Source organism: Streptomyces sp. NPDC005263, from assembly GCF_042872365.1.
Taxonomy (GTDB): Bacteria; Actinomycetota; Actinomycetes; order Streptomycetales; family Streptomycetaceae; genus Streptomyces.
Genome location: NZ_JBIAKJ010000011.1, coordinates 57739 through 83535 on the forward strand (window position 1 = coordinate 57739; position 25797 = coordinate 83535).

The 25797-nt window shown below is 70.2% G+C and carries 25 protein-coding genes and 2 tRNA genes; 11 read left to right on the plus strand and 16 right to left on the minus strand.

Annotation, left to right across the window (positions count from 1 at the left end; translation table 11 throughout):
* Window positions 1–169: 169 nt before the first annotated feature.
* Together ACFYRY_RS36550 and ACFYRY_RS36555 are read left to right on the plus strand one after the other, a co-directional pair.
* Window positions 170–1039 (plus strand): RNA polymerase sigma factor SigF, encoded by an 870-nt coding sequence (locus ACFYRY_RS36550; protein WP_356764575.1) that lies wholly within the window; start codon window positions 170–172, stop codon window positions 1037–1039.
* A gap of 314 nt (window positions 1040–1353) precedes the next feature.
* Window positions 1354–2235, plus strand: coding sequence for an RNA polymerase sigma factor SigF (locus ACFYRY_RS36555; RefSeq protein ID WP_389155754.1), 882 nt, complete (start codon window positions 1354–1356; stop codon window positions 2233–2235).
* Window positions 2236–2691: 456 nt separating this feature from the next.
* Here ACFYRY_RS36555 and ACFYRY_RS36560 read toward each other — a convergent pair whose 3' ends face one another.
* Entirely contained in the window at window positions 2692–2889 is a 198-nt protein-coding gene (locus tag ACFYRY_RS36560; RefSeq protein WP_389155757.1) for a hypothetical protein, read from the minus strand.
* 195 nt (window positions 2890–3084) lie between these two features.
* On the opposite strand from ACFYRY_RS36560, the gene ACFYRY_RS36565 reads away from it, so the two are divergent.
* From ACFYRY_RS36565 to ACFYRY_RS36575, 3 genes are all read left to right on the plus strand, one after another.
* Window positions 3085–3603, plus strand: a complete 519-nt coding sequence (locus ACFYRY_RS36565) for a MarR family winged helix-turn-helix transcriptional regulator (RefSeq protein ID WP_389155760.1) — start codon at window positions 3085–3087, stop codon at window positions 3601–3603.
* Between the two features lie 13 nt (window positions 3604–3616).
* Window positions 3617–6184, plus strand: a complete 2568-nt coding sequence (locus ACFYRY_RS36570) for an MFS transporter (RefSeq protein ID WP_389155763.1) — start codon at window positions 3617–3619, stop codon at window positions 6182–6184.
* 100 nt (window positions 6185–6284) lie between these two features.
* Window positions 6285–7109, plus strand: coding sequence for a YceI family protein (locus tag ACFYRY_RS36575; protein ID WP_389155766.1), 825 nt, complete (start codon window positions 6285–6287; stop codon window positions 7107–7109).
* A gap of 34 nt (window positions 7110–7143) precedes the next feature.
* Here ACFYRY_RS36575 and ACFYRY_RS36580 read toward each other — a convergent pair whose 3' ends face one another.
* From ACFYRY_RS36580 to ACFYRY_RS36590, 3 genes are all read right to left on the minus strand, one after another.
* Complete coding sequence (locus tag ACFYRY_RS36580; protein WP_389155769.1) at window positions 7144–7530, minus strand: hypothetical protein; 387 nt, start codon at window positions 7528–7530, stop codon at window positions 7144–7146.
* 104 nt (window positions 7531–7634) lie between these two features.
* Window positions 7635–8354 (minus strand): GAF and ANTAR domain-containing protein, encoded by a 720-nt coding sequence (locus ACFYRY_RS36585; protein ID WP_389155772.1) that lies wholly within the window; start codon window positions 8352–8354, stop codon window positions 7635–7637.
* Window positions 8355–8407: 53 nt separating this feature from the next.
* Entirely contained in the window at window positions 8408–9130 is a 723-nt protein-coding gene (locus ACFYRY_RS36590; protein ID WP_389155775.1) for an ANTAR domain-containing protein, read from the minus strand.
* Between the two features lie 209 nt (window positions 9131–9339).
* On the opposite strand from ACFYRY_RS36590, the gene ACFYRY_RS36595 reads away from it, so the two are divergent.
* Both ACFYRY_RS36595 and ACFYRY_RS36600 read left to right on the plus strand, forming a co-directional pair.
* Window positions 9340–9714 (plus strand): STAS domain-containing protein, encoded by a 375-nt coding sequence (locus tag ACFYRY_RS36595; RefSeq protein WP_389155778.1) that lies wholly within the window; start codon window positions 9340–9342, stop codon window positions 9712–9714.
* A gap of 80 nt (window positions 9715–9794) precedes the next feature.
* A complete protein-coding gene (locus tag ACFYRY_RS36600; protein ID WP_389155781.1) occupies window positions 9795–10280 on the plus strand; it encodes a PPOX class F420-dependent oxidoreductase in 486 nt (161 codons plus the stop codon).
* A 21-nt stretch (window positions 10281–10301) separates the two neighbouring features.
* On the opposite strand, the gene ACFYRY_RS36605 is transcribed toward ACFYRY_RS36600, so the two are convergent.
* The 8 genes from ACFYRY_RS36605 to ACFYRY_RS36640 all read right to left on the minus strand — a co-directional run bounded on the left by ACFYRY_RS36605 (window position 10302) and on the right by ACFYRY_RS36640 (window position 20703).
* On the minus strand, window positions 10302–11072 hold the full coding sequence (locus ACFYRY_RS36605; RefSeq protein ID WP_389155784.1) for a TetR/AcrR family transcriptional regulator: 771 nt from the start codon (window positions 11070–11072) through the stop codon (window positions 10302–10304).
* Between the two features lie 145 nt (window positions 11073–11217).
* Window positions 11218–12714 carry an MFS transporter gene (locus tag ACFYRY_RS36610; RefSeq protein WP_389155787.1) on the minus strand — a complete coding sequence of 499 codons (1497 nt, stop codon included), beginning with the start codon at window positions 12712–12714 and terminating at the stop codon, window positions 11218–11220.
* Window positions 12715–12904: 190 nt separating this feature from the next.
* A complete protein-coding gene (locus ACFYRY_RS36615) occupies window positions 12905–15145 on the minus strand; it encodes a glycosyltransferase family 39 protein (RefSeq protein ID WP_389155790.1) in 2241 nt (746 codons plus the stop codon).
* Entirely contained in the window at window positions 15145–16767 is a 1623-nt protein-coding gene (locus tag ACFYRY_RS36620; protein WP_389155793.1) for a glycosyltransferase, read from the minus strand. The genes ACFYRY_RS36615 and ACFYRY_RS36620 overlap by 1 nt, the downstream gene beginning before the upstream one ends.
* Window positions 16768–16781: 14 nt before the next feature.
* Window positions 16782–18461 carry a sensor histidine kinase gene (locus ACFYRY_RS36625; RefSeq protein WP_389155796.1) on the minus strand — a complete coding sequence of 560 codons (1680 nt, stop codon included), beginning with the start codon at window positions 18459–18461 and terminating at the stop codon, window positions 16782–16784.
* On the minus strand, window positions 18458–19198 hold the full coding sequence (locus ACFYRY_RS36630; RefSeq protein WP_389155798.1) for a response regulator transcription factor: 741 nt from the start codon (window positions 19196–19198) through the stop codon (window positions 18458–18460). The genes ACFYRY_RS36625 and ACFYRY_RS36630 overlap by 4 nt, the downstream gene beginning before the upstream one ends.
* A gap of 164 nt (window positions 19199–19362) precedes the next feature.
* Window positions 19363–20238, minus strand: coding sequence for a DUF2797 domain-containing protein (locus ACFYRY_RS36635; protein WP_389155801.1), 876 nt, complete (start codon window positions 20236–20238; stop codon window positions 19363–19365).
* 48 nt (window positions 20239–20286) lie between these two features.
* On the minus strand, window positions 20287–20703 hold the full coding sequence (locus tag ACFYRY_RS36640) for an HGxxPAAW family protein (protein WP_389155804.1): 417 nt from the start codon (window positions 20701–20703) through the stop codon (window positions 20287–20289).
* Window positions 20704–20791: 88 nt separating this feature from the next.
* Between ACFYRY_RS36640 and ACFYRY_RS36645 the strand changes: the two genes are divergently transcribed.
* The 3 genes from ACFYRY_RS36645 to ACFYRY_RS36655 all read left to right on the plus strand — a co-directional run bounded on the left by ACFYRY_RS36645 (window position 20792) and on the right by ACFYRY_RS36655 (window position 22833).
* Window positions 20792–21280, plus strand: coding sequence for a MarR family winged helix-turn-helix transcriptional regulator (locus ACFYRY_RS36645; protein ID WP_389155807.1), 489 nt, complete (start codon window positions 20792–20794; stop codon window positions 21278–21280).
* A gap of 222 nt (window positions 21281–21502) precedes the next feature.
* Entirely contained in the window at window positions 21503–22051 is a 549-nt protein-coding gene (locus tag ACFYRY_RS36650; protein WP_389155809.1) for a hypothetical protein, read from the plus strand.
* A gap of 128 nt (window positions 22052–22179) precedes the next feature.
* The gene (locus ACFYRY_RS36655) at window positions 22180–22833 is read left to right on the plus strand and encodes a hypothetical protein (RefSeq protein ID WP_389155812.1); all 654 of its coding nucleotides are present in this window, start codon (window positions 22180–22182) and stop codon (window positions 22831–22833) included.
* A 35-nt stretch (window positions 22834–22868) separates the two neighbouring features.
* Here ACFYRY_RS36655 and ACFYRY_RS36660 read toward each other — a convergent pair whose 3' ends face one another.
* On the minus strand, window positions 22869–23468 hold the full coding sequence (locus ACFYRY_RS36660) for a TetR family transcriptional regulator (RefSeq protein WP_389155815.1): 600 nt from the start codon (window positions 23466–23468) through the stop codon (window positions 22869–22871).
* Window positions 23469–23604: 136 nt separating this feature from the next.
* Here ACFYRY_RS36660 and ACFYRY_RS36665 point away from each other — a divergent pair, with 136 nt between their 5' ends.
* Window positions 23605–24690 (plus strand): NAD(P)-dependent alcohol dehydrogenase, encoded by a 1086-nt coding sequence (locus ACFYRY_RS36665; protein ID WP_389155818.1) that lies wholly within the window; start codon window positions 23605–23607, stop codon window positions 24688–24690.
* A gap of 70 nt (window positions 24691–24760) precedes the next feature.
* On the opposite strand, the gene ACFYRY_RS36670 is transcribed toward ACFYRY_RS36665, so the two are convergent.
* The 3 genes from ACFYRY_RS36670 to ACFYRY_RS36680 all read right to left on the minus strand — a co-directional run bounded on the left by ACFYRY_RS36670 (window position 24761) and on the right by ACFYRY_RS36680 (window position 25697).
* Entirely contained in the window at window positions 24761–25132 is a 372-nt protein-coding gene (locus ACFYRY_RS36670) for an HIT family protein (RefSeq protein ID WP_389155821.1), read from the minus strand.
* Between the two features lie 211 nt (window positions 25133–25343).
* A tRNA-Arg gene (locus tag ACFYRY_RS36675) sits at window positions 25344–25416 on the minus strand.
* Between the two features lie 190 nt (window positions 25417–25606).
* Window positions 25607–25697, minus strand: a tRNA-Ser gene (locus tag ACFYRY_RS36680).
* Window positions 25698–25797 lie beyond the last annotated feature (100 nt).

Here is a 25797-nt window from a genome sequence, read left to right on the forward strand (position 1 = left end):
GACGCGTAGGCGCCGCGTAGGCGACGCCACCTTCCAAGCCCCTGCCTGCACGGCGGGGGCTTTTGGGCTTTACTGCTCAATTCGTCCCTCAACACGGTGTTATGCGGTGCTTGCACACAGTGCACATGTCTTGTGATGCTATGACCGCTTTTGATGGATGAGTTGACCGATGGTGAAGACCGATGAAGAGGTGGCGTTGTCCGTGTCGGCCAGTACTGCGCCGCCTCAGGAAGAGGCTCCCGCCCAGCCCCCGGTGCCGACGGCACCCCAACGCAGCCGCGGTGCCGATACCCGGGCCCTGACACAGGTGCTCTTCGCTCAGCTCAAGGACCTGCGGCCGGGTACGCCGGAGCACAACCGCGTGCGTGGGGCGCTCATCGAGGCGAACCTCCCGCTCGTGCGCTACGCGGCCGCCCGCTTCCGCTCCCGCAACGAGCCGATGGAGGACGTCATCCAGGTCGGCACCATCGGGCTCATCAACGCCATCGACCGCTTCGACCCGGACCGGGGCGTGCAGTTCCCGACGTTCGCGATGCCCACGGTGGTCGGCGAGATCAAGCGGTACTTCCGGGACAACGTCCGCACGGTCCACGTACCGCGTCGGCTGCACGAGCTGTGGGTGCAGGTCAACGGGGCGACCGAGGACCTGACGACGTCCTTCGGACGCACCCCGACGACCGCCGAGATCGCCGAGCGGCTGCGGATCACCGAGGAGGAGGTGCTGTCCTGCATCGAGGCCGGACGGTCCTACCACGCCACCTCGCTGGAGGCCGCCCAGGAGGGCGACGGCATGCCGGGACTGCTGGACCGGCTCGGCTACGAGGACCCGGCCCTGGACGGCGTCGAGCACCGCGACCTGGTCCGCCATCTGCTCGTCCAGCTTCCGGAACGCGAACAGCGAATTCTGCTGCTGCGCTACTACAGCAACCTCACCCAGTCACAGATCAGCGCGGAACTCGGCGTGTCCCAGATGCACGTCTCGCGGCTACTCGCGCGTAGCTTCCAGCGATTGCGCTCGGCGAACCGGATCGAGGCATAACCGCATACCGCTTTGAGGCGTAGCCGCATACCGGTTCGGGGCATAACCGAATACATGAGCGACAAGTCACCGTCGCGAGCGAATCGCTCACCAGCGCGGATCCCTGGATTTCTCTGCCGAAAGGCCGTCAGACCCCCTCCTTCCAGGGCGTATTCGCATCTCGCATGTCGACATGTCACTACAGCGTGTTGCCGACATGTGACATTCTGCCGGAAGCGCGTTTGCCGAGGCTTCGGCTCCGGTATTCAGGTGAAGGCTGCGTTCCTCCGTGGGAGCGTCCGCCGCGACCGTCCTCGCGACCCAAAGGGGGTGGCATGTCCGCAGACCAGGGCAGCTCGAAGGTGCTCACGCTCACAAAGAGCGAGCCCGCGCCCGCACTCGACGACGTAACGGCCGTCGAGGCCGCGCCGGCCCCGGCCCTCCCGAGCTCGGGAGCTCTCGACACCCGCACCCTGTCCCGCTCCCTCTTCCTGCGGCTCGCCGCACTCGACGAGAACAGCCCCGAGCGCGCGTACGTCCGGGACACCCTCATCGAACTCAACCTCCCGCTGGTCCGCTACGCGGCCGCGCGCTTCCGCTCGCGCAACGAGCCGATGGAGGACATCGTCCAGGTCGGCACCATCGGCCTGATCAAGGCGATCGACCGTTTCGACTGCGAACGGGGCGTGGAGTTCCCGACCTTCGCGATGCCGACGGTGGTCGGCGAGATCAAGCGGTTCTTCCGGGACACGTCCTGGTCGGTGCGCGTCCCGCGCCGCCTCCAGGAGCTGCGGCTCGCCCTCACCAAGGCCAGCGACGAGCTCTCCCAGAAGCTGGACCGCTCGCCCACGGTGGCCGAACTCGCCTCGGTGCTCGGGGTGTCGGAGGAGGACGTCGTCGACGGCCTCGCGGTCGGCAACGCGTACACCGCCTCCTCGCTGGACTCCCCGGCCCCGGAGGACGACGGCGGCGAGGGTTCCCTCGCGGACCGCCTCGGCTACGAGGACACCGCCCTGGAGGGCGTGGAGTACCGCGAGTCCCTCAAGCCCCTGCTGGCCAAGCTCCCGCCCCGCGAGCGGCAGATCATCATGCTGCGTTTCTTCGCGAACATGACCCAGTCGCAGATCGGCGAGGAGGTCGGCATCTCCCAGATGCACGTCTCCCGGCTGCTGACGCGGACGCTGTCGCAGCTGCGGGAAGGCCTCATCTCGGACTGACCCGGGGTTCCGGTATGACGGAGCGCCAGCCATGAACGGCGCGGTGCTCCGAGCGACGTGACCACATGGCCGTCGGGGCGCCTTGATCGGCGCGCCGGCGGCCGTCGTCCGTCCCGGCGCGTACGACTCCGGGTACGGCCGCGCACCCGCCCCGCGCACCCGCCGGGAGCGGCACGTCGCGGAGCCCGCACGAGCCTCGCGGACCAAGCCGTCCGGCGGGACGGCGGGACGGACGGCTCACTTCCGCCCGCGTCCGAGCGCGCCAAAGGCCGAGCACACCAAGCCGAACGCGCCGAGTCCGCGCACCCCGACTCCGGGCGTACGCGGACGGCTGAGTACTTGGATGGTGTGCGTCGACGCGAGGGGGGTACCCCCCGCTCGGAGCGAGACCGAAGTGGGTGCGTGCCGCCGGGCACGCACATCGGGACGTGCGACGCGACCGGCCGGTGGACGTGGTTACTTCAGCGCGAGCCAGGCCACGGCGGCGACGACCACCACCGCGACGACCACGCCGATGATGAGGCCGAGGCGGGGACCGCTGGAGGCGGCAGCCTGCTGCCGGCGGCCCTGAGGGGGCTCGTCGACGAACGCGCGGAACATCTGGGTGCTGCCGGCCGGGTCGTTGTTGCCCTGGGGGCCCTGGGTGTTAGCCATGCCCCGAGACCCTAGCGAATCCGGGGGTGAGGCCCAAGTGGAGACAGTCAGCCCTCACAACACCCCCTTACCTGCACGTTTACGTTCGCAATACATGCCTTTGCCAAGTTTTTGGTCGGCCACCCTCGGATTCTATTTGCCTGTAGCAACCAACAGCTTCTATGGTTGCCCTAAGCAACAAACAAGGGAGGTGTGATGGCAGGGCAGGCGCAGTACGAGGAGCTGATGCGTCAGTTCAGTGCCTTCGGCGCCGTACGCAGGGAGTTGGGACGCCTTCTGCCGTCCGACTGCCCCAGCGCTTCCGCCGCCGTGCTGACCCTCCTCGGCCGCTACGGCGACATGCGCATGAGCAAGCTCGCCGAGTTGCTCGCCGTGGACATGTCGGTGACCAGCCGGCACGTGGCCCACGTCGCGGACCGGGGCTGGATCGAACGCTCCCCCGACCCGGCGGACAAGCGCTCGCGCATTCTGCGCCTCACGCCCGCGGGCCGGGGCCGGTTGGACGAGCTGTCGCGACAGACCTGCCAGATGCTCGCCGAACGGCTGAGCGACTGGAGTGACGACGAGGTCGTGCAGCTCACCCACCTCATGACACGGCTCAGGTCGAGCTTCGACGACTGCCGTGTCACGCACCCGGAACCCCGGCCGCCCACCACGCTCTCCCTCGAACGGTCCACGGACCGGTCCACCCGTACACCCGCGATCACCAAGTAAGAGAAGGAAGCTCATGGCAACGACCACACCAGCCGGTGTGCGGGCCCACACCAAACACGGAGGAGGGGCCTCCCACGACGAGCCGATGACGCACCGGCAGATCATGGAGGCGCTCTCCGGGCTGCTGCTCGGGATGTTCGTGGCGATCCTGTCGTCCACGATCGTCACCAACGCGCTTCCGGAGATCATCGGCGACCTCGGCGGCGGCCAGTCCGCCTACACCTGGGTCGTCACCGCCGCGCTGCTGTCCATGACGGCGGCCACGCCCCTGTGGGGCAAGCTCTCCGACCTGTTCAGCAAGAAGGCTCTCGTCCAGATAGCCCTCGTCATCTACGTGCTCGGATCGGCCGCCGCGGGTCTGTCGCAGAACCCCGGCATGCTGATCGCCTGCCGCGTGGTGCAGGGCATCGGCGTCGGCGGCCTGTCCGCCCTCGCGCAGATCGTGATGGCCGCGATGATCTCCCCGCGTGAGCGCGGGCGTTACTCCGGCTACCTCGGCGCCACCTTCGCCATCGCGACCGTCGGCGGTCCGCTGCTCGGCGGTGTCATCACCGACACCTCGTGGCTCGGCTGGCGCTGGTGCTTCTACGTCGGTGTGCCGTTCGCGATCATCGCGCTGATCGTGCTGCAGAAGACCCTGCACCTGCCCGTCGTGAAGCGGGACGTGAAGGTCGACTGGGGCGGCGCGTTCTTCATCTCCGCCGCGGTCTCCCTGCTGCTGCTGTGGGTCACCTTCGCCGGTGACAAGTACGACTGGGTGTCGTGGCAGACCTACGCGATGGTCGGCGGCTCGATCGTGCTCGGCCTGCTGTTCGTGCTCGTCGAGTCCAAGGCCAGCGAACCGATCATCCCGCTGCGGCTGTTCCGCAACCGCACCATCACCCTGTCGTCGCTGGCCTCGCTCTTCGTGGGCGTCGCGATGTTCACCGGCACCGTCTTCTTCAGCCAGTTCTTCCAGCTGGCCCGGGACAAGTCGCCGACGATGTCGGGTGTCATGACGATCCCGATGATCGGCGGTCTGTTCATCTCCTCCACCGTCTCCGGGCAGTTCATCACCCGGACCGGCAAGTGGAAGATCTGGCTGGTCACCGGCGGCGTGCTGGTGACGGCGGGCCTGGGCCTGCTGGGCACCGTCCGGTACGACACGGACTACTGGAAGATGGCCATCTTCATGGCCCTGCTGGGCCTCGGTATCGGCATGATGATGCAGAACCTGGTGCTGTCCACGCAGAACCAGGTGGCCCCCGCCGACCTCGGCTCGGCCAGCTCCACGGTCACGTTCTTCCGCTCCCTCGGCGGTGCGGTCGGCGTCTCCGCGCTGGGCGCCGTCATGGCCCACCGCATCACCGACTACGCCAAGGACGGCATCGCCGACCTCGGCCCCAAGTACGCCGCCATGGCCGGGGGTTCCGACTCCGGCTCCATCCCGGACATGGACAAGCTGCCCGCGCCGCTGCGCACGGTCATGGAGAGCGCGTACGGCCACGGCATCGCCGACGTCTTCCTGATCGCGTCGGGCCTGGCCCTGCTCGCCTTCCTCATCACGCTGTTCATCAAGGAGGTCCCGTTGCGGACGAAGGGCGCACTCGCGCAGACGGCCTCGGAGGAGACCCCGGACCAGGCGGCCCCGGCCGCCGCGCAGACTCCCGCCGAGGTGCAGGCACCGGCCGAGGCGCAGGCTCCCGCCGGGGCTGCCGCTTCCGCCCAGGCGCACGTCCCGAGCTGGGCCGTCACCGAGTCCACGACCGAGACCCAGACGGGTCCCGAGGGCACCCAGCGGCTCGCCGCGGTGGCCACGATCGCCCGTCCCGAGGGTTCCGCCGGCGTGCCGGTGCACGGTTTCGTGCGGGGCGCGGAGGGTGTTCCGGTCCCGGGTGCGGCGGTCACGCTGATCTCGCTGGCCGGCCGTCAGCTGGGCCGCGCGGTCGCGCAGTCGGACGGCTCCTACGGGCTGGACGCTCCGGGCACGGGCTCGTACGTGCTGATCGCCTCGGCGGACGGCTTCCAGCCGCAGGCGTCCACCGTCGTGGTGGGCGAGGAGCCGGTGGCGTACGACATCCTGCTGAGCGGTACCAGTGGCCTGAGCGGGCTGGTGCGGGCCGCCCACACCGGCAGCCCGGTGAAGGACGCCATGGTCATCGTCACCGACGTGCGCGGGGATCTGCTGGCCACCGCGGTCAGCGGTGAGCAGGGTGAGTTCTCCTTCACGGAGCTGGTGCCCGGTGCGGTGACGGTCGCGGTGAACGCCGCCGGATACCGTCCGCGCGCCCTGCCGGTGGAGGTCGGCGGCACCGGGGTGACCCGGGTCGAGGTGGATCTGGACGCGGGGGCTCAGCTGCAGGGGGTCGTGCGGGCGCCGCACGGTCCGCTGGCGGACGCCCGGGTGACGCTGGTCGACGCGGCCGGCAACGTCGTCGCCACCGCCACCACCGGTGTCGACGGGGCGTACGCCTTCACCGATCTGGACGGGGGCGACTACACGGTCATCGCGACCGGGTACGCGCCGGTCGCGACCGCGCTGACCGTGCACGGCCAGGGCGTCGACGGCCACGACATCGAACTCTCCCACCCCGGCGAGTAGTTCGAACCGGTCCGTGCCGGGCACGTCTCCCTCGGAGTGTGCCCGGCACGGGCCGGTCTCTTGATGGTCAATTTGTAATACTTTCGCAGGGAGACACGTGATGGGACTGACCGCGAAGATCCGTACGCGAGACGGATGGGCCGTCTCGCACGGAGTGGTCACGGTGACCGACATGACCGGCTCGCAGGTGCTGCGCGCCGAGGCCGACGCCGAGGGCGCGGTACGGGACACGACCGCGCTGGCGCCGGGGGCGTACACCGTCATCGTCACCGCCGTCGGGTACGCGCCCGCCGCCGCGAGCGCCGTGGTCACGGCGAGCGGCCGGGCCGAGGTCGGCACGGTGACGCTGGCCCGGCAGGGCGGGACCGAACTGCCGCCGCCGGGGCCGTGGACCGTGGACCCGGCGCACTCCAGTGTGGCCGCCGCCGCCCAGCACCTGGGTATCTCCACCGTGCACGGACGGTTCACGGAGTTCACGGCCTCGATCGAGGTGGCTCCGGACGACGTGACCAAGTCCCGTGTGGAGGCGGTCATCCAGGCGGCGTCCATCGACACCGGCAACGGCATGCGCGACACCCACCTGCGGTCCGCGGACTTCCTGGACGTCGAGCGGTTCCCGGAGATCACGTACCACTCGACCGGACTGACGGCGGCCGGTTCGGACCGCTGGACCGTGCACGGGGAGCTGACCCTGCACGGCGTCGCCCGGCCGGTCGACCTGGACCTCGCCTACCTCGGCACCGGCTCCGACCCCTGGGGCGGCACCCGGGCGGCCTACCGGGCGACGACGGAACTGCACCGCGAGGACTTCGCCATGAACTACAACCAGGTCGTCCAGGCGGGCATCGCCGCCATCGGCACCAAGCTGAAGGTGGAGCTGGACGTCCAGGCGGTGCAGGGGGAGTCGCTGCCGCAGGCGGCCTGAGGGGTCTCATGCGGCCGGTCCTGCCCGGCAGCGCCTACATCAGTCCGACGACGCGCGGCGGGGCGAACAGATGACGGGCGCGGTGTTCCTCGGCCACCATGACCGCGCCCGGGAGCAGTTCGGGGGACCGGGCCGCCCTGGCGAGGGAGTCGCGGTGGTCGGCGCAGGTCGTACAGGAGGGGTCCCAGTCGGGCAGTGACGCGCGGTGCGCGTCGGCCAGATGACGGCTCAGGCTGACCTGCGTGCCGACGATGCTGTCGGTGACGTCCCAGTCGACGCCGGGATCCTCCGCGGTGAGCCCGGCGATGACGGCCTGCACGTGCTTCATCGCCTCGTAGCGGCGGACGCACTCGGCGCAGTCCCACATCCAGGCGGGTGGCAGCGGCCACTGGTCCTCGGGGCTGAGGTCTTCCGCGCTCATGCGGGCCACGGTAGGTGCTGCGGACCCGGCCCCGCAGGCGTCCGTACGAACTGGGCGCTCCTCGGCCGGGACCGGGGCACGCCCCGCATCCCGCCGCGCGGAACTCAGTTCCGTCCGGACGAGCGGTCGGACGCGCGCCCGTGGCCGCCGCTCGCCCGTGCCACCAGGTCGGTGCACAGGTCGCGGAGTTTGACGTTGTGGTTCTGCGAGACCCGGCGCAGGCGTTCCAGGGCGATCCCGGCGTCGATCCGCTCCTGCGCCATGAGGATGCCGACGGCCTGGTCGATGACGCTGCGGGAGAGCAGCGCGGTGCGCACGTCGGCGACCGACTCCTGGCGACGTTCGACGCGCAGGGCGACGTTGATCGCGTCCCCCACCCGGGCGGCGAAGGCCCGGGCCGCGTCCCTGCCCGGGCCGAGCGCCCCCGGTTCGACACCGTAGAGGTTGAGGGCGGCGCCCCGCTCGCCCTCCACCTCGATGGGGATGGCCAGCACACAGCGCACGCCCGTGGAGAGCGCGTACGACGTGTAGGTGGGCCAGCGGGTCTCCGTCTCCAGGTCGGGGGCGTACTGCTCGCTCTCCGTCGCGGCGGCCTCCACGCAGGGCCCCGAGTCGTGTTCGTACTGGCGCTGGTCGAGGCCACTGGGCAGGCCCTGGCTGCCGGCCAGGGTCAGCAGCCGGTCGGCGCGGCGCACCGTGATGCTGCACGCGGCCGCACCGGGTACCGCCTGCACCGCGCGGTCGGTCAGATCGCGCAGCAGCGTGTCGAGACCGTTGCTGCGCACGATGGCCATTTCCAGCGTGTCGGACATCTCGGGGCTCATGCCCGTACGGATATCCCGTCAACGCCTGTTAACTCCCCGGGTCCTCCGGCCGGTCATGTGGCGTTGTTCGCATCCACGATGCGCCGGGCCAGGTCGCGCAGCTTGATGTTCTCCCGCTGCGAGGCCTTGACCAGGGACTCGAACGCCTCCGCCGCGTCGATGTCCATCCGTTCCATGAGGATGCCGGTGGCCTGCCCGATCAGGTCCCGGGTACGCATCGCCTCCGTCAACTGCTCCCGGACGGTGGCCGAGTCGAGGGCGAGACTGACGTGCGCGGTGAACAGCCGGCCCAGGCGGGTGGACGCCTCGTCGAAGGCGCGCGGCTTGCGGGAGTAGGCCGTGAGGACGGTCAGCCGGCGGCGGTCGGCGCGCAGCCGCAGCGCCAGCGCCGAGCGCAGGCCCAGTTCGGACAGGGCGGCCCCGCTGTCGTCGGCCTCGCTGTCCTCCAGGTGTACGACGGGCGCGGTCCACAGGTTCTCCCAGTACGGCGCCTGCTCGCGTCCGGTGTGCTGGGACTCCGCGGAGCGCACCACCTCGTCGGTCCAGGCGACGGTACGGCGGTGCTGGCTGCGCTCGATCACGGAGATGCCGGCGTGGTCGGCGGCGGGCAGCAGGTGTACGGCCAGCCGGACCGCGGTGCGCATGGTGTTGTGCGGGGTCAGCGTGTCGTGCAGTTGCTGAGCTGCCACCGTCAGGGCCTCTGCCAACTCGAAATCGGCAGCAAAAGGGGGCAAAGCAGGAAACTCGGACGCAGCCACCACGAACCTCTTCGGCATGCACGCCCAAAGGACGTGCGCAGGAGAGCTCCGCAGCACATTCCTGACTGCGAGCACAGGATGGACAGCACTTTACTTGCTTGGTTGCGTCGAAGTGACGTCCGGCTGACGGAGGCGGTGGCCACTTCCGGGCGCGGGGGTCGGCGTGGTGGAATGGGGCCGACAGGTCAGGAAGTGGCCTCCCCGGAATCCGGACGAACGTCTGCCAGGTGAGTGCCGTGACCTTCCTCCCGAGCCCCTCCGAATTGCGTGATCTACGTGATCTGCCCGGCTCCACGACCCTGATGGTCCTCCCGCCCGAGATCGACCACAGCAACGCCGAGAGCCTGCTGCACCGGGTCATGTCCGCCGCCGACGCCCGTACCGGCCGGCTGCGGGTCCTGGTCCTTGACCTCACCTCGACCCGCTTCATGGACTCCCAGGGTGTCCGCCTCATCGACGAGGTCCGCCTGCGCCTCGGTCCCCGGGTGCGGGTGCGGGTGGTGGCGCTGCCCGACGGGGCGGCCAGCCGGGTCCTGGAGCTGACGGGGGCGCGGCGGGACGTTCCGGTGTACGACAACCTGGGTGAGGCGCTGCAGGAGTAGGGCGCGTCGCCCGTGGCGGACTGGTGTACGGGCCGGGTGTCCTGGGCGGCTGTCCAGGGCCGGGGTCCTAGGCTGACGCCATGGCACCGAACATCGCGACCAACACCTCCGTATCGCTGGACGAGTTGCTGGACTTCGTACGGCCCCGGCACCACGCGATCCTGCTGACCCGCCGGTCCGACGGTGGCCCCCAGGGGTCCCCGCTGACCTGCGGCGTCGACGACTCCGGGCGGATCGTCGTGTCCACCTACCCGGAACGCGCCAAGACCCGCAACGCCCGGCGGGATCCGCGGGCCAGCCTGATCGTGCTGAGCGACGACTGGAACGGGCCGTGGGTCCAGGTCGACGGCACCGCCGAGGTCGTCGACTCGCCGGACTCCGTCGAGCCGCTCGTGGAGTACTACCGCAACATCGCCGGCGAGCACCCCGACTGGGACGAGTACCGGGCGGCCATGCTCAAGCAGGGCAAGTCGATCATCCGGATCACACCGGAACGCTGGGGCCCGGTCGCCACCGGCGGTTTCCCGGCCCGGCTGGTCTCCGGCGACCAGGGCGACCAGGGGTGAACGACACCCCGTAGGGCGGCCTCAGGGCCTGTTCCGGCCCCGCTCCACCATCGCCTCGATCCCGGCCAGCAGCAGCTCCAGCGCGAACTCGAAGTCGCGTTCCATCATCTCCTCGACGGTGTCGCCGCCGCGGGCTTCCATGATCTCCGTGGACTCCTGGATGACCTCGGCGGCGTCCGGGGCCAGCGTCACCGTGCTCAGGGAGTGCCGGAAGTACTCGTCCGGCGACATGCCGGCGTCCGCGACCCGGGCGAAGAAGTGCCCCTCGATCGTGCCGTAGCCGTACACGAACTGGAAGACCGCCGAGATGGCCCCGGTGATGCCGTGCACGGGCAGGGCGGCCTTGCGGATGACACGCTGCATCACCCGGACGAAGGCCATGTTGTTGGGGCCGATGTTGAGGTAGCGGCCGACCAGCGGCGACAGCCAGGGGTGGCGGACCAGCAGGGCCCGGTACGCCCGGGCCAGGGTGCGCAGCTGGTCGCGCCAGTCCTCGTCGGCGTCCGGGTCGGGCAGGTCCAGCCCGCCGAAGACCGCGTCCAGGGCGAGTTCGAGGAGGTCGTCCTTGGTGTCGACGTACCAGTAGACGGACATCGCGGTGACGTTCAGCTCGGCGGCGAGCCGACGCATGGAGAACCGGTCCAGTCCCTCGGAGTCCAGCAGCCGCACGGTGACCTCGGTGATCCGCTCCCGGTCCAGCCCGGACGGCTGCCCGCCACCCCGCCCACCGCGACGCGTCTTTCCCTCCAGCCACACACTGGTCCGCGCCGCCTTCTGGGCCGCTTTCACCATGGCGCACCTTCCTCGACGTCACACGCCGGCCAGCTTAGGCGCCGGGCGGGGCGCCGGCCCGCACCCGGATACGGCACCGCCGCGTGGCGCGCGACCACGACACAACGGACCCGCGGCCGCCGCCCGGCCTGGCCACCCGAGTCGCCTAAGCGGAGTCTGCCCGCTCAGCCCGCCGCAACAACGCGGCGGCGACCAACCCCCCGACCAGCACGGCCACCGCCCCCACCAACTGACTGGTCTCCAGCCCGGAGGCGAACGCGTCCGTGATCTGCCGCCGCTCCCCGGCCGACCCGGCTTCGGCCAATGCCGTCGGCAGCGAGACCGCCGCCACGGAGACCGCCGCCGCGAACCGTGAGTTCAGTACGGCGCCGAGCACCGCGACCCCCAGCCCCTGCCCGAACTCCGCCAGCGTCCCGTTGACGCCCGCGCCCACGCCCGCCTTCTGCGGCGGTATCGCGCTCATCACCGCGTTGGCCATGGCCGGCATGGCGAAGGCGACACCGACGCCCATGACGATCAGCCCGAGCAGCATGCCGCCGTACCCGTCCCCGCCGAGCAGCGCGATCGACGCGAGCCCCGCGGCCAGGCACGTCATCCCGGACGCGATGGTCAGGGGTGTGCCCAGCCTCGGCAGCAGCAGCGCGCTCACCCCGGTGAGGTTCAGCGCGACGATGGTGAGCGCGAACGGCGCCGTGTGCAGGCCGGCCTCCAACGGGTCGTATCCGAGCACGAACTGGAGGTGCTGGGTGAGCAGGAAGAGCGAGCCGGCCATCCCGAAGGCGACGAGGACCGCGCCCGCGACCGCTCCGGTGAACCTCTGGTTGCGGAAGAAGTGCATGTCCAGCATCGGGTACGGGGTGCGCAGCTCCCACGCCACGAACCCGCCCAGCACCACGACACCGATCGCGGCGGAGGTGAGGGTGGGCGCCGAGGTCCAGCCGTCGTCCGGTCCGGAGATGATCGCGTAGACGACGCTCGTCATGCCGATGGTGGACAGCAGCGCGCCGAGCAGGTCGGGGCGGTCGCCCCGCGGGTTCCTGGACTCGGGGACGAGGACGAGCACGGCGATCAGACCGATGCCCGCGACCGGGATGTTGATGAGGAAGATCGCGCCCCACCAGAAGTGGTCGAGCATCACCCCGCCGAGCAGCGGGCCGACGGCGAACCCGAGCGAGTTGACCGTCGACCACAGCCCGATCGCCTTCACCCGCTCGGTGTCGTCGAAGATCTGGACCACGACGGCGAGCGTGGTGGTGATCAGGAGCGCCCCGCCGACCCCCATCCCGGCGCGCGCCGCGATCAGTTGACCGCTGGTGGTCGCGAGACCCGCCACGAGTGAACCGATGCCGAACAGGGCCAGCCCCGCCACCAGCAGCTTCTTGCGGCCGTAGCGGTCCGCGGAGCTGCCCGCGGTGAGCAGCAGGCCCGACTGCACCAGCGAGTACGCGTTGATCATCCACTGGATGTCGGAGGTGGACGCGTCCAGCTCACGGGTGAGCGAGGGGATCGCCACGTTCAGGACGGTGTTGTCGAGCAGCACGGTGAGCTGCGCGAGACAGATGACACCGAGGATCAGCCAGCGCTGGGGGTGGCCGTCGGCCCGTGCGGGGGCTGGGGCCTGTTCCTGGGGGGATGCGGTCATGCCGTACACCGTAGAACAGTCGCTATACGGCGTACAACACTCATTCTCGCCGTACGGAAAGGACGGGGGAGGCGGGGAGGCGGGGAGGCGAGGAATGGGACGGGAAGGGCGGTGGCCCGGGGATCGTGCTGACCCCGGGCCACCGCCCTTGTCGTCCGGTCCACACCGGACACTCACGCCTGCTGCTCGGCTATGCCTTCTGCGTCAGGTCGTAGAAGGTGGCCGAACCGACCGTCACCTTCTTGAAGTTGGCCTCGACCCAGGTGGTGATCTGCGAGGACGTGCCGGTGCTGCTGCCGCCCATACCGCCGCCGGTGCCGGAGGAGATGAAGTAGTGGATCCTGCCGTCCGCCACGTACTTCTTGAACTGGGCCAACGTCGGGGACGGGTCGGTGCCGTTGAAGCCGCCGATCGCCATCACCGCGTCACCCGTGGCGAGTTGGTAGCTCGCGGCGTTCTGGGCGCCGATGGCCGCGGCCGCCCAGGTGTAGGTGTCGGAGTCGGCCTCCAGCAGCTTCTTGGCCTCGGAGCCGACGGAGGCGCCGTTGAGCAGGCCACCGGCACCGCCACCACCGCGCATGCCGCCGCCGTCGCCCATCGTCGGGCCACCCTGCTGGTTCTGACCCTGGGTGGTGCCGTTGCCCTGGGTGCTGCCGTTGCCGTTCTGCTGGCTCTGGCTGTTTCCGTTCTGGCCCGGCATCCCGCCGCCGAAGCCGCCGGCGCCGCCGCCCGGGAAGCCGTTGCCGTTCTGGGTGGTGCCGTTGCCGTTCTGCCCGGGCATGCGCCCACCCCCGAAGCCGCCCCGGCCGCCGCCGCCCGGACCGCCCATCATGCTCGCGCCCGCCGGACCGGCCGTGACGATGGAGCCGGTGTGGCCCTCCGCCAGGGTGCTGAGGGTGTACGCCGTCGGCCCGGCCAGTGCGGCCACCAGGCCCAGCCCCACCGCGGCCAGCGCGAGCTGTCGGCCCAGCCGGGCGACGAAGATCAGCCCGAGCGCCCCGGTCAACCCCCCGACCAGGACCAGCCACTTGAGCCAGGGCAGGTAGTCGGGGGTGCGGTTGAGGAGGACGTACCCCCAGGCGGCGCTCGCCACCACCGCCGCCGCCAGGGTGAGTGACGCCCGGATGTCGGAGCGCCTCTCCCACAGGAGCCCCGCGCCCATGCCGATCACGGCGGCCAGGTAGGGAGCGAGGGCGACCGTGTAGTACTGGTGGAAGATCCCCGCCATGTAGCTGAAGACGACCATGGTGATCAGCAGTGAGCCGCCCCACACCAGGAACAGGCCGCGGGTCGTCGAGGTCCGCTTGAGCTTCCGGGTGGCGACCAGGCCGCCGACCAGCAGGATCAGCGCGGCGGGCAGCAGCCAGGAGATCTGGCCGCCGATCTCGGAGTTGAACATCCGGTTCCAGCCGGTCTCGCCCCACATGCCGGTACCGGTGTTTCCGCCACCACCGCCGCCGACGCTGCCGGTCTCGTCGCCGCTCAGCCGGCCGAAGCCGTTGTAGCCGAAGGTCAGCTCCAGGAAGGAGTTGTTCTGCGAACCGCCGATGTACGGGCGGGAGGAGGCGGGCCACAGCTCGACGATCGTGACCCACCAGCCGCCCGAGACGACCAGCGCGACCGTCGCGAGGGCCAGCTGTCCGAGACGCTTCTTCAGCCTCACCGGCGCGCAGACCGCGTACACGATCGCCAGCGGCGGCAGGATCAGGAAGGCCTGAAGGGTCTTCGCGAGGAACGCGAAACCGATCGCGACCCCGGCCCACACCAGCCACTTCGTCCGGCCGTCCTCCACGGCCCGGGCGACGAAGTAGCAGGCCAGAGCCATCAGCAGGGCCAGCATGGCGTCCGGGTTGTTGAACCGGAACATCAGCGCCGCGACGGGGGTGAGCGCGAGCACCGCGCCCGCGATCAGACCGGCCGCGGGACTGAACCGGCGGCGCACGGAGGCGTACACGACGGCGACCGTGCCGACGCCCATCAGTACCTCGGGGGCCAGGATCGCCCACGAGTTCAGGCCGAAGATCCGGACCGAGAGCTCCATCGGCCACAGCGAGGCCGGGGGCTTGTCGACGGTGATGGCGTTGCCCGCGTCCAGCGAGCCGAAGAACATCGCCTTCCAGCTCTGACTGCCGGCCTGGACGGCCGCGGAGTAGAAGGAGTTGGCGTATCCGGAGGCGCTCAGGTCGTACAGGTAGAGCACGGTGGTCACGAGGAGCAGGCCGAGGAACGCCGGGCGCGCCCAGCGCGGGTCCTCGGGTCGGCCCCGCCACAGTCTCCGTGCGAACGGCTGCCGGGGTTCACCGGATTCGGGAGCGGTCGGCGGGGGCGCGTCGGGAGGCGACGGTTCGCGCACGGCCGTACTCGTGGTGGCCGTCGGCGGTCCCCAGGCGCTGGGGCCCGGTGGGGTCGTCCGGTCGGTGTGGATGGTCATCAGGAGTTCCTCGGGTCGGTGTCTGCGGGGCGCACCGGCTGCAGTCGCGCGGTCGTGTCCCCCCGGGTGCGGTCCGCGGCTTCACCGGCGCGGAACTGGGTGGTCTGGTACGAGCCCTCGGGCCCGGTGGTGTACGTCGGTGCCGTGGGCCGCTGCGGGAGCGGCGGCGGCTGGACGTACGGGTGCGGTCCTTCGGGCTGGGGTGGGTACGGCTGCCGGCCGTCGGGGTGTGCCGCGTACGGCTGCCCGCTGAGGGGCTGGGGTGCGTACGCCCGCCCGCCGTAGGACTGTGCCGCGTACGGCTGTTGGGCCGGCGGCGCCGTGGGGTGGGCGGGCGAGGCCGGGTCGTGCGGGACGGGGACGGTGTACGGGCTGTCGTCCGCACGCCGGTCCGAGAACACCCAGGCCCGGAAGAGCAGGAAGCGCAGCACGGTCGCGGCCAGGTTCGCGGCGATCAGCACCGCCAGCTCGGTGGAGTGCGCCGGTTCGGAGCTCGCCGCGTTCAGGGCGGCGAGGGAGCCGCTGGTCAGCGCGAGGCCGATACCGAAGACGACCAGCCCCTGCGCCTGGTGTCGGACGGCGCCGCCCCGCCCGCGCACCCCGAAGGTCAGTCGCCGGTTGGCCGCCGTGTTCGCGACCGCCGAGACCAGCAGCGCGAGCGCGTTGGCCACCTGGGAGCCGCCGAACTGCCGGAAGAGGGTGTACAGCAGCAGGTAGAAGAGGGTGGACAGCCCGCCGACGACACAGAACCCGACGAGCTGGCGGGCCAGCCCCTTCGGTACGTCCTGGATCTCCCGGTCGCGCGGGTCGTCGCCGAACGGCCGGGTGATCCGGTCCAGTGACAGCGACCCGGTGGCCAGGGCCTTGCCGACCCGCCACACCCCCTTGAGGTCGTCGGTCGCCGTCTTCACGATGTGCACCGTGGAGTTCGGGTCGTCGACCCAGTCGACGGGGACCTCGTGGATACGCAGTCCCGCGCGCTCGGCGAGCACCAGCATCTCGGTGTCGAAGAACCAGCCGGTGTCCTCCACCAGCGGCAGCAGCACCTGCGCGACATCGCGGCGGATCGCCTTGAAACCGCACTGGGCGTCCGAGAAGCGGGCCTGGAGAGAGCCCCGCAGGATCAGGTTGTAGGCGCGGCTGATGAACTCACGCTTGGGCCCGCGCACCACCCGGGAGCTACGGGCGAGCCGGGAGCCGATCGCCAGGTCGGAGTGGCCCGAGATCAGCGGTGCCACCAGCGGCAGCAGGGCGTTGAGGTCGGTGGACAGATCCACGTCCATATAGGCGAGGACGGGGGCGTCCGAGGCGGACCAGACGGTCCGCAGCGCCCGGCCGCGGCCCTTCTGCTCCAGCCGGAACGCCCGCACCTCCGGGAGCTCCGCCGCCAGCCGCGCGGACACCTGGGGGGTGGTGTCCGTCGACGCGTTGTCCGCGATCGTGATGCGGAACGCGTACGGGAACGTGCGCTTGAGGTGCTCGCGCAGTCTCAGCACACACGGCTGGAGGTCCTTCTCCTCGTTGAAGACGGGGATCACTACGTCCAGGACAGGCGTTCCGGCGTCTGTGGCCGGGAGGTGCTCCCGCGCCGGCAGGGTGCCGGGAGAAGAGTCGGTTCGCATGCCAACGACTCTGGTCAGGTCCCCTGTTGCACCCATATGGCGGCGCTGTGCTGTGCCTGTGAGGTTGACTGCCAGTTCGTTTCGGGCGCCGGATGCGGGACCGCGGGACCCTGCGCGGGCAAGTGCATGGTGAACACGGTGCGCCCGGGAACGCTGTCCACGGTCACCGCACCGCCGTGCGCGGTCGCCACGGCCTGCACGATCGCCAGCCCCAGACCGGTCGAGCCGGTGGCCCGGGAACGCGCCGAGTCGCCGCGCGCGAACCGTTCGAAGACGTGCGGGAGCAGGTCGGACGGGATGCCCTGACCGTTGTCCTCGACGTCCACGCACATCCAGGTGCCGCGCCGCTGCACCCGCGCGGTGACGGTCGTACCGGGCGGTGTGTGCTTGCGGGCGTTGCCCAGCAGGTTGACCAGCACCTGCTGGATCCGGGCCGCGTCCGCGGAGACGAGGGCCGGTTCGTCGGGCAGGTCGAGACGCCAGTTGTGGTCCATGCCGGCCGCGCGGGAGTCGCTGATGGTGTCCACGACGAGCGGTACGAGGTCCGTCTGCTCGAACTGGAGCGGCCGCCCGGCGTCCAGGCGCGCGAGCAGCAGCAGGTCCTCGACGAGGAGGGTCATCCGGCCGGCCTCGGACTCGATGCGCCCGAGGGCGTGCCGGGTGTCCGGCCCGACCTCCTCCCTGCCACGTCTGGTGAGCTCCGCGTACCCGCGGATGGAGGCGAGCGGGGTGCGCAGCTCATGGCTGGCGTCCGCGACGAACTGCCGTACCCGCATCTCGCTCTGCTGACGGGAGTGCAGGGCCCCGTGGACGTGGTTCAGCATCCGGTTGAGCGCGGCGCCCACCTGCCCGACCTCGGTGTGCGGGTCGGTCTCGGACTCGGGCACCCGCTCACTGAGGTTCACCTCGCCGGTGTGCAGGGGCAGTTCGGAGACCCGGGTGGCGGTGGCGGCGACCCTGCGCAGGGGGCGGGTGGCGACTCCGACCAGGACGTACCCGGCGATGACGGCGGCGCCGAGACCCGCGGCGGTGACGCTGAGCTCCACGAGGATCAGGGTGTTGATGGTGCTGTTGACGTCGTCGGTGGGGAGGGCGACGTAGTAGCCGCCGGTTCCGTCCTTCGCTTGGACGTACCTCACCCGGTATTCGCCGAGGCCGGGGATGGTCACGGTGTGCCGACCGGTCCTGGGGACGTCAGCGAGCACGGACCGTTGGGCCTCGGAAAGATCGGTGGCGTTCATCTGCTGGCTGGTGCTGTCGGCCTGCTGATCGGCGACGACCGCCTTGATGATGGTGCCCTTGGCGTCGACCGCGGCGGCCACGGTCTTCTCCTGCGTCGGGCCGTGGCTGGCGAAGCCCTCCAACTGCTCCTGCGGGGTGCGCTTCATGCTGTTCGGCTGGGACGAGCTGTACTGACCGGGCAGGCTCTGCTGGCTGTTCGGGCTCTGCTGGCCGTTCTGGCTGCTCTGGCTGTCCGGCTTGCCGAACGGCGGTCCGGAAAGACGCTTGCCGGCGTCGAAGACCTGGTCGTCCAACTGCTCGTACAGATGCGACCGCAACGCCAGCGTCGTCACCGTTCCGATCACCGCGCAGACCACCGCGATCAGCACCACCGACGCGACGACGAGCCGACTCCGCAGGGTGCGCGGCTTACCTGCTCGCTTCTGCGTACGCGGCCGTCGTCGTCCGCTCATGACACGGCGGGCTTGATCAGGTAACCGGCGCCGCGCCGGGTGTGGATCATCGGCTCACGACCCGCGTCGATCTTGCGGCGCAGGTAGGAGATGTAGAGCTCGACCACATTGGCCTGGCCGCCGAAGTCGTACGACCACACACGGTCGAGGATCTGCGCCTTGCTGAGCACGCGCCGCGGGTTACGCATCAGGAACCGCAGCAGCTCGAACTCGGTGGCGGTGAGGTGGATGCCCTCCCCGGCCCGCGACACCTCGTGGCTGTCCTCGTCCAGGGTGAGGTCCCCGACGACGAGGACGGATTCGGAGCGCCGGTCGGCCGCTCCGGAGCGCCGGATGAGACCGCGCAGCCGGGCCACGACCTCCTCGAGGCTGAACGGCTTGGTGACATAGTCGTCGCCCCCGGCGGTGAGCCCGGCTATCCGGTCCTCGACGGCGTCCTTCGCCGTCAGGAACAGCACCGGCACGTCCGGCAGCTCACGCCGCAGCCGTCCCAGCACGGCCAGTCCGTCCATGTCCGGCAGCATCATGTCCAGGACAACGGCGTCGGGGCGGAACTCACGGGCGGTCTGCAGGGCGCCCGTGCCGTCACCGGCACTCCGGATCTGCCAGCCCTCGTAGCGGAGGGCCATGGACAGCAGTTCGGTGATCGACAACTCGTCGTCCACCACAAGCACTCGGACGGGGCTCCCGTCCGGCCTCAGCAGTTCGGTGCGCCCCTGGGGCGAGGTCGTGGTCATGGTGGAACCATGTCGGGGCCCCCTGAGAACACCCTTTCGCCAGTCTGTGATTTTCCTGAGAAACGCACAGGCCACTCTCAGGGACGCCCTGGGAACCCTTCATGGGCGCCTCATGATTCCGGCTGGCTCTCTCACCGGGCCGGAGCATCCGGGAGCGCGCTGGGTCAGAACAGCCCCGACTGCACGCTCGGCGACGCCTTGAACTGCCGTACCGGCACGGTGACTTGCTCACCCTCGGCGGGAACCAGCTCCCACCCGGTGATCAGCCGCGTGTCGAGAACGACCGCTCCGCCGGACCCCGTCGCCAGGTGCAGGTCCGGTCCGGCCGCCGCCACCAGCCGACCGCTCACCATGCCCCCGGCGGCAAGCTCGGCGACCTCTCCGACGGCGGCCGGAAGGTCGGTGAGCCCGAACGTGTCGACGTGATCGACGGGGCGGCAGGGCGCGGGCGCGAGCGACTCCGGCCAGCCGCCGAGGGCCACCGCACGCCCGTGCAACTCCGTGACCTCAGCGGCCCGTTCCGCCGCCGATCCCGGCAACCGGGCCCGTACCGCCCGCTTCTCGGCGTAGGGAATCCGGTCCGGCACGCCTAGCGCGGCGCGCAGCAGTTCCTCGGTACGCCGGGCCGCCATCAGCGGGCCGGTGCCCAGCCAGCTGAAGCAGACGGCGCCCTGCTCCAGCAGCCGGGCCGAGCCGCGCTCTTCGGCGGTGATCCCGACCTTGACCATTCCGGGCCCGAACCACGCCAGATACACCCGGTACGGTCGCGGGTCGTCCGCGAGGGTGTCGGCGGCGACGGAGTGCGCCCGGTCCAGCCGCGCGCACTCCTCGCACCGCGCCCCCGTACTCCGCCCCGACACGGCCGCCCGCACCGGACAGGGATGCCCCCGCGCCCCCACACATGTCCGACCGCCCCCTTCCGCGACCCCGAAGGCCACCCTTTTCCCCCAGGTCAGCGCACTGCGCCGCCCGCCGTCCCACAGCAGCACGGGACCGTCCGCGGACCACCGCAGCCCCGAGCACTTCCATGCCTGTGCCATCGCTTCCGAGAGTAGAGGGCACCACTGACAATGCCGGTTTCGCGCGGGTCAGCCACCGGAGGTGGCGGCGTCCGTGGTCGCAGTCGCGGTCGCAGCCGCAGCCGCAGCCGCAGTCGCAGTCGCAGTCGCAGTCGCAGTCGCAGTCGCAGTCACAGTCGCACGCCGAACTCCCCGCCCCGCCATCCGGCACCCGACACACCCGGGGTGCCCGCCCCGCGCCCCCGTGTCCCGCACCCGCATCCCCCACTGCTCCCTCGGCCGTCTCCCCGGTGCCTTGCCCCAGCCTGCGAGATGCAGGGCCCAGGCGACGAGGAGGCTCACGACGTCGATCGCGGCCCCGGCCACCAGGAGCGGGGCGGACACCGCGCACACGCCCAGCCCCAGCACCGCCGTCCCGACGGTCGCGATGCCGAAACCGGCCCAGCCCGCGACCGTGTGCCCCTCGTCATACTGATGTGCGCTCACGTGCCCGCCTTCCCCCGTACGGGTATCTCACAGCGTAAGTAATTTACCCCATGAACCTCTCACGAGCTAAGGGAAACAGGAACCCGCAATGCCAGCCACGTCGCGCCCCCCTGCCACTCCGGCCCAGGCGCTGTCGGCGATGGACTCTCTCGTCGCGGCCCACCTGCTCGGACAGCAGGAGATGGCCCAGCGACTGGGCCTGAACGTCTCCGACCTCCTGTGTTTCGCCTACGTCCTCCAGGCGGGCGAGAACCTCCTCACGGCCGGCGACATCGCCGAACGCGCGCACGTCACCACCGGCGGCGTGACCGGCATCCTCAACCGCCTCGAACGCGCCGGTTACGTCACCCGCGTCCCCGACCCGGCGGACCGCCGCCGCGTCCGCGTGGCCGCCGTCCCGGACGCCGTGACCCGCGTGGTCGCCCTCTACGAGCCCCACTACGCCCGCCTGAACGACCTCTTCTCCGACTACTCCGCCGACGAACTGGCCGCCATCACCGACTGGTTCACCCGCGCGACGACCCTGGCCCACAGCTACATCGAGGAACTCCGGGACCGTGACGCCAAGGAGAAGTGACGCAAAGGGGACGTGACACCTGGCGCGGCTCCCGGCCTGACCCCCGCGTGGTGGAGCTGGCCCTACCCCCAGTTCGGTAGCCCGCTCCATCGTTCCCGCTAGCGGACGACGGCATCGTTGGACCCAGCCGATCCCAGCGGATCCCGCCGACCCCCGGCTGATCCCAACTGGCCCCGGCCGAAGCCCGATCGACGAAGCCCGCCCCGTCCGGAAGGAAACGTCATGGAGTCGCCGCTCCCGCCGCAGTTGCAGCCGACGCGCGGCGAGCCCCGGCCCGTCCGCGGCACCTTCGCGACTGTGGGCCCCCTCGCCTCCTTCTTACGCTTCGTGATCTGCGGCGGCGGTGTCGGTCTCCTCGCCGGCCTCGCCGTACCGCTGCTGGCCAGGACGATGCCCTGGGTGGCCGCGAACGCGGTGATCACCGTCGCGTCCACTCTCCTGTGCACCGAGCTGCACGCGCTCTTCACCTTCGGCACCGGCCGCCGCCCCAGCCTGCGCCGCCACCTGCAGTCCGCGGGCTCGGCGACGGCGGCGTACGTGGCCACCTGCGCAGCGGTGTTCATCCTCCACACGGTGCGCCCGTCGCCGAGTCTGCTGTGGGAGCAGGCCGTCTACCTCACCGCGTCCGGCCTCGCCGGAATCGGCCGCTTCCTGATCCTGCGCCTGTTCGTCTTCGCCGACGGCGACCGAAAGCAGTCGGCGACAAGGACGCCCAGCCCACCGGACGACTGGAACCTTCCGTTTGTGAGGACCAAGGCTTTTGCCGGATGACCGAGCGATGACCGACTAGCGTGCACATGCCACTGTTCGTCAGTCACAGTTCGTCTGTCACGCTTCGTCTGTCATTGTTCGGGGGTTTCCTTCACATGCGAAAAGCATCCCGAAGAGCACTGGCGCGAGTGACCATCGCCCTGCTCGCCGCCACCGGCCTCGCCCTGTCCGGCCCGGGCACCGCCCACGCCACCACCACGGTCGACATCCCAGCGCCCACCGCCGACGGCGTCTCGGCGACGGTGAAGTTCTACGGCACGGTCGTCCCGAAGCCCTACGACCCGGACCCCGCCGCCGCCTTCGGCGACCGCAAGTGCCTGAACATCTACCACGACTACGACCCGACTCCGGGCTGCGGCGGCTTCAAACTGGGCGTCACCTTGCACAACGTCCGCAACCAGCCGGGCTACATCGCCGGCCTGAGCAGCACCGACAACCGGTTCGAGGCCTACGCGGACACCGCCCGCACCTTCGGGTGTCTGCGCCCCGACGGCACCTTCGACCACGGCACCAGCTTCGTCGTCCGCACCGAGCAGCAGGAGCTGTTGCCGACCTACTACTACCCGGACGCCAACTGGGTCCTCCACGAGCACCGCCAGAACCCCACCTGGGAGGCGGGCCCGCACTTCTACATGAACTTCCCCGCCGTCACGGTGAACTGCCCCACGGGCATGACCCCGGCCCAGTACGGCCTCAAGGTCAGCAACATCAAGGTCACCATCGCCGACGACAACGTCTTCGGCCACACGACATGGAGCACCCCGGGCCCGTTCTACGGCTAGGCCTTCCGGCTACGCCAGTCGGCTGCCAGTCGGCGCTAGTCGGCCGCCATCGTGCGGCGGACGCTCTCATGCAGCAGGGCACGACGCCGCTCGTGCACCTCCGCGGGCTCCTGGGCGGTCGCCGCGTAGACGTTGCTGACCGGCGACCAAGCCATGGACATGGCGATCACCATGGCCATCACGTCGAACGGGTCCCCCCGGCGCACCAGGCCGGCGGCCTGCGCCTCGGCGATGGCACGCAGTTTGCCGTCGTCGAGGCGGTCGGGGTCGTCGACCAGGTGACCCGCCGGGCGTCGCTCCAGACGCGCCCAGGTGGCCAGGCGGATCAGGTCGGGGCGGCGCAGGTACTCGTCGTAGAGACGCACGGCCCAGTCCGCGAGGTCGGTGGCGTCGATCGGGACGACGTTCACGATCCGCTCCAGGGAGCCGAAGAAGATCGCGTCGAAGAGCCCTTCCTTGCTGCCGAAGTAGGCGTAGAGCTGGGCCTTGTTGGTGCGTGCGGCGGCCACGATCCGCTCGACGCGCGCTCCGGCGATCCCGTGCTCGGCGAACTCCTGGGTCGCCACCTCGATGATGCGCCGGTGCGTCGCAGCGCCACGCGGGGTCAGGGGCTGGTCAACCGTTCCGTCACGCATTCCGTCACGCTACCAAACAGAACAGTTGGTTTGCCTGATGCCCCGCCACCCCTGTAACTTGCCAGCCAAATAGACCGAACAGTCTGTCTATTGCTGTCCATCGCTGTCCATCGCTACCGATCAGGAGCGGAGTGCCATGAGGACCACAGTCGGCTGGCAGGCGACGACCACGGGGACGCCATCGCGGCGGCCGGCGCTGGGAACACTGCACCGGACACCACTGCAACGGCGCGACCTACGCCCCGACGACCTCGCGATCCGCGTGGACCACTGCGGCGTCTGCCACACCGACCTGCACGCCGTCCGCACCCACGACGAACACGCCGACAAGGGCGGCACCGGAAGCACGCCCCTGGTGCCGGGGCACGAGTTCACGGGTGTGGTGACCGAGACCGGACCCGAGGTCACCGGTTTCACCGTCGGTGATCGGGTGGCGGTGGGCAACATCGTCGATTCGTGCGGCACCTGCGCCATGTGCCGGCTCGGCCAGGAGAACTTCTGCCACGCCTTCCCGACCCTCACCTACGGCGGCCGGGACCGCCACGACGGGTCGACCACCCTGGGCGGCTACAGCCGCGAGTACGTCGTCCGCGACCGGTTCGCCTACCCCCTCCCCGCCGCCCTGGACCCTGCCGCCGCGGCTCCGCTGCTCTGTGCCGGAGTCACTGTCTGGGAACCGCTCCGTGCTCTGGGCGTGGGTCCGGGAACGCGCGTCGCCGTCGCGGGGCTGGGCGGCCTCGGCCATCTCGCCGTCAAGATCGCCGTGGCGCTCGGTGCCGACACCTCGGTCATCAGCCGCTCACCGGACAAGATCGACGACGCCCGTCGTCTCGGCGCCGGCGATCTCATCGTCTCCACCGCCCCGAAGCAGATGGCCGACGCCCGCGAACGGTTCGACGTCGTCATCGACACCGTCTCCGCCCCACACGACCTCGCCCCCTACCTGCGCCTGGTCGCCCTGGACGGAACGCTCAGCCAGCTGGGGCATCTCGGCCCCGTCGCCGTGGAGATGACCGACCTGCTGGTGGGACGCAAGAAGCTCAGCTCCGCGGGCAGCGGAGGCAGGCCCGCGACCGCCGCCATGCTGGACTTCTGCGCCGAACACGGCGTCACCGCCGACATCGAACTGCTCCCCTCGTCGCACGTGAACGAGGCCCTCGACCGCCTACAACGCAACGACGTCCGCCACCGCTTCGTACTCGACCTGTCCGACCTGGACTGACCTGGGGCCACGGGAAGCCACGAGCGAGTCCCCAAGTCGCATACCCGGAGAGGCATCCGCGAGGTGAGCGTTACCCAGAGGCGCGGAGCTCGGCCCGTAGGCGGACACAGACCTCTTCGACTGCTGCCTCGCTCGGCAGCAGATTGGCTTCGGACATGGCCAGTTGCAGTACCGGCCCGTAGGCGTTGTAGCGGGTCATGTCATCTCGGCATGCAGGCTGCACCACGAAGTGAAGGTGTCCGGGTGTCGCGTCGGCGTGGGACCAGAGGCAGACATAGACCTGTTCTGGGCTCATGGTGGCGGTCACCGCTGCGCTTGTTCGCTGCAGCAGGGGACCAAGCTCGGCGGATTCACTGCGCGACAGGTCGGACATATGCACGACATGCCGGATCGGCATGACCGCCAGCGTGCCCAGACCCAGCGGGCCCTTCGAATGCTGCACGACCCACTTCGTTGTCCTGAGGAGTGTCCCACCCGGGAGCGGCTCAATGCCCCCGACAAACCTGCATGCGGTGCACTCGACGCCTGACATCTACCCGTCTCCCCCTGTCTGACGCCATGGGCGGTACCGGTTGACGCGGTCGCCGTACTTCACGGCTGTACGCCCAGGAAACGCAAGAGGCCCCGGATCTCTCCGGGGCCTCTCACCTGTGTGCACTCGGCAGGATTCGAACCTGCAACCTTCTGATCCGTAGTCAGATGCTCTATCCGTTAAGCTACGAGTGCTTGCTTTGTTTTTGCGCCGTTCCTGGTCCTTCTGGCCCGCTCGCGGCGACAGGAAGAACATTACATGACTGCCGCCGCCATGTGAAATCCGTTAGCCATACCCCTTGTGACCTGCGGAAATACTCCAGAAGAGGGATGTCGGAGAGACAACGAAGCCCCGGCCTGTGGGCCGGGGCTTCGTGATCTGGTGCGGAGGCGGAGGGATTTGAACCCTCGATGGGATTGAAGTCCCAAACCGCATTAGCAGTGCGGCGCCATAGACCGGACTAGGCGACGCCTCCAGCACAACCTCCCGCGCGAGCGCGAGTGGTGCGTGCAGATGATGACACAGTCGAGCGCGGTGTCACCAATCGCCTCCCACGGTACTAGGCGGGCGGGCCG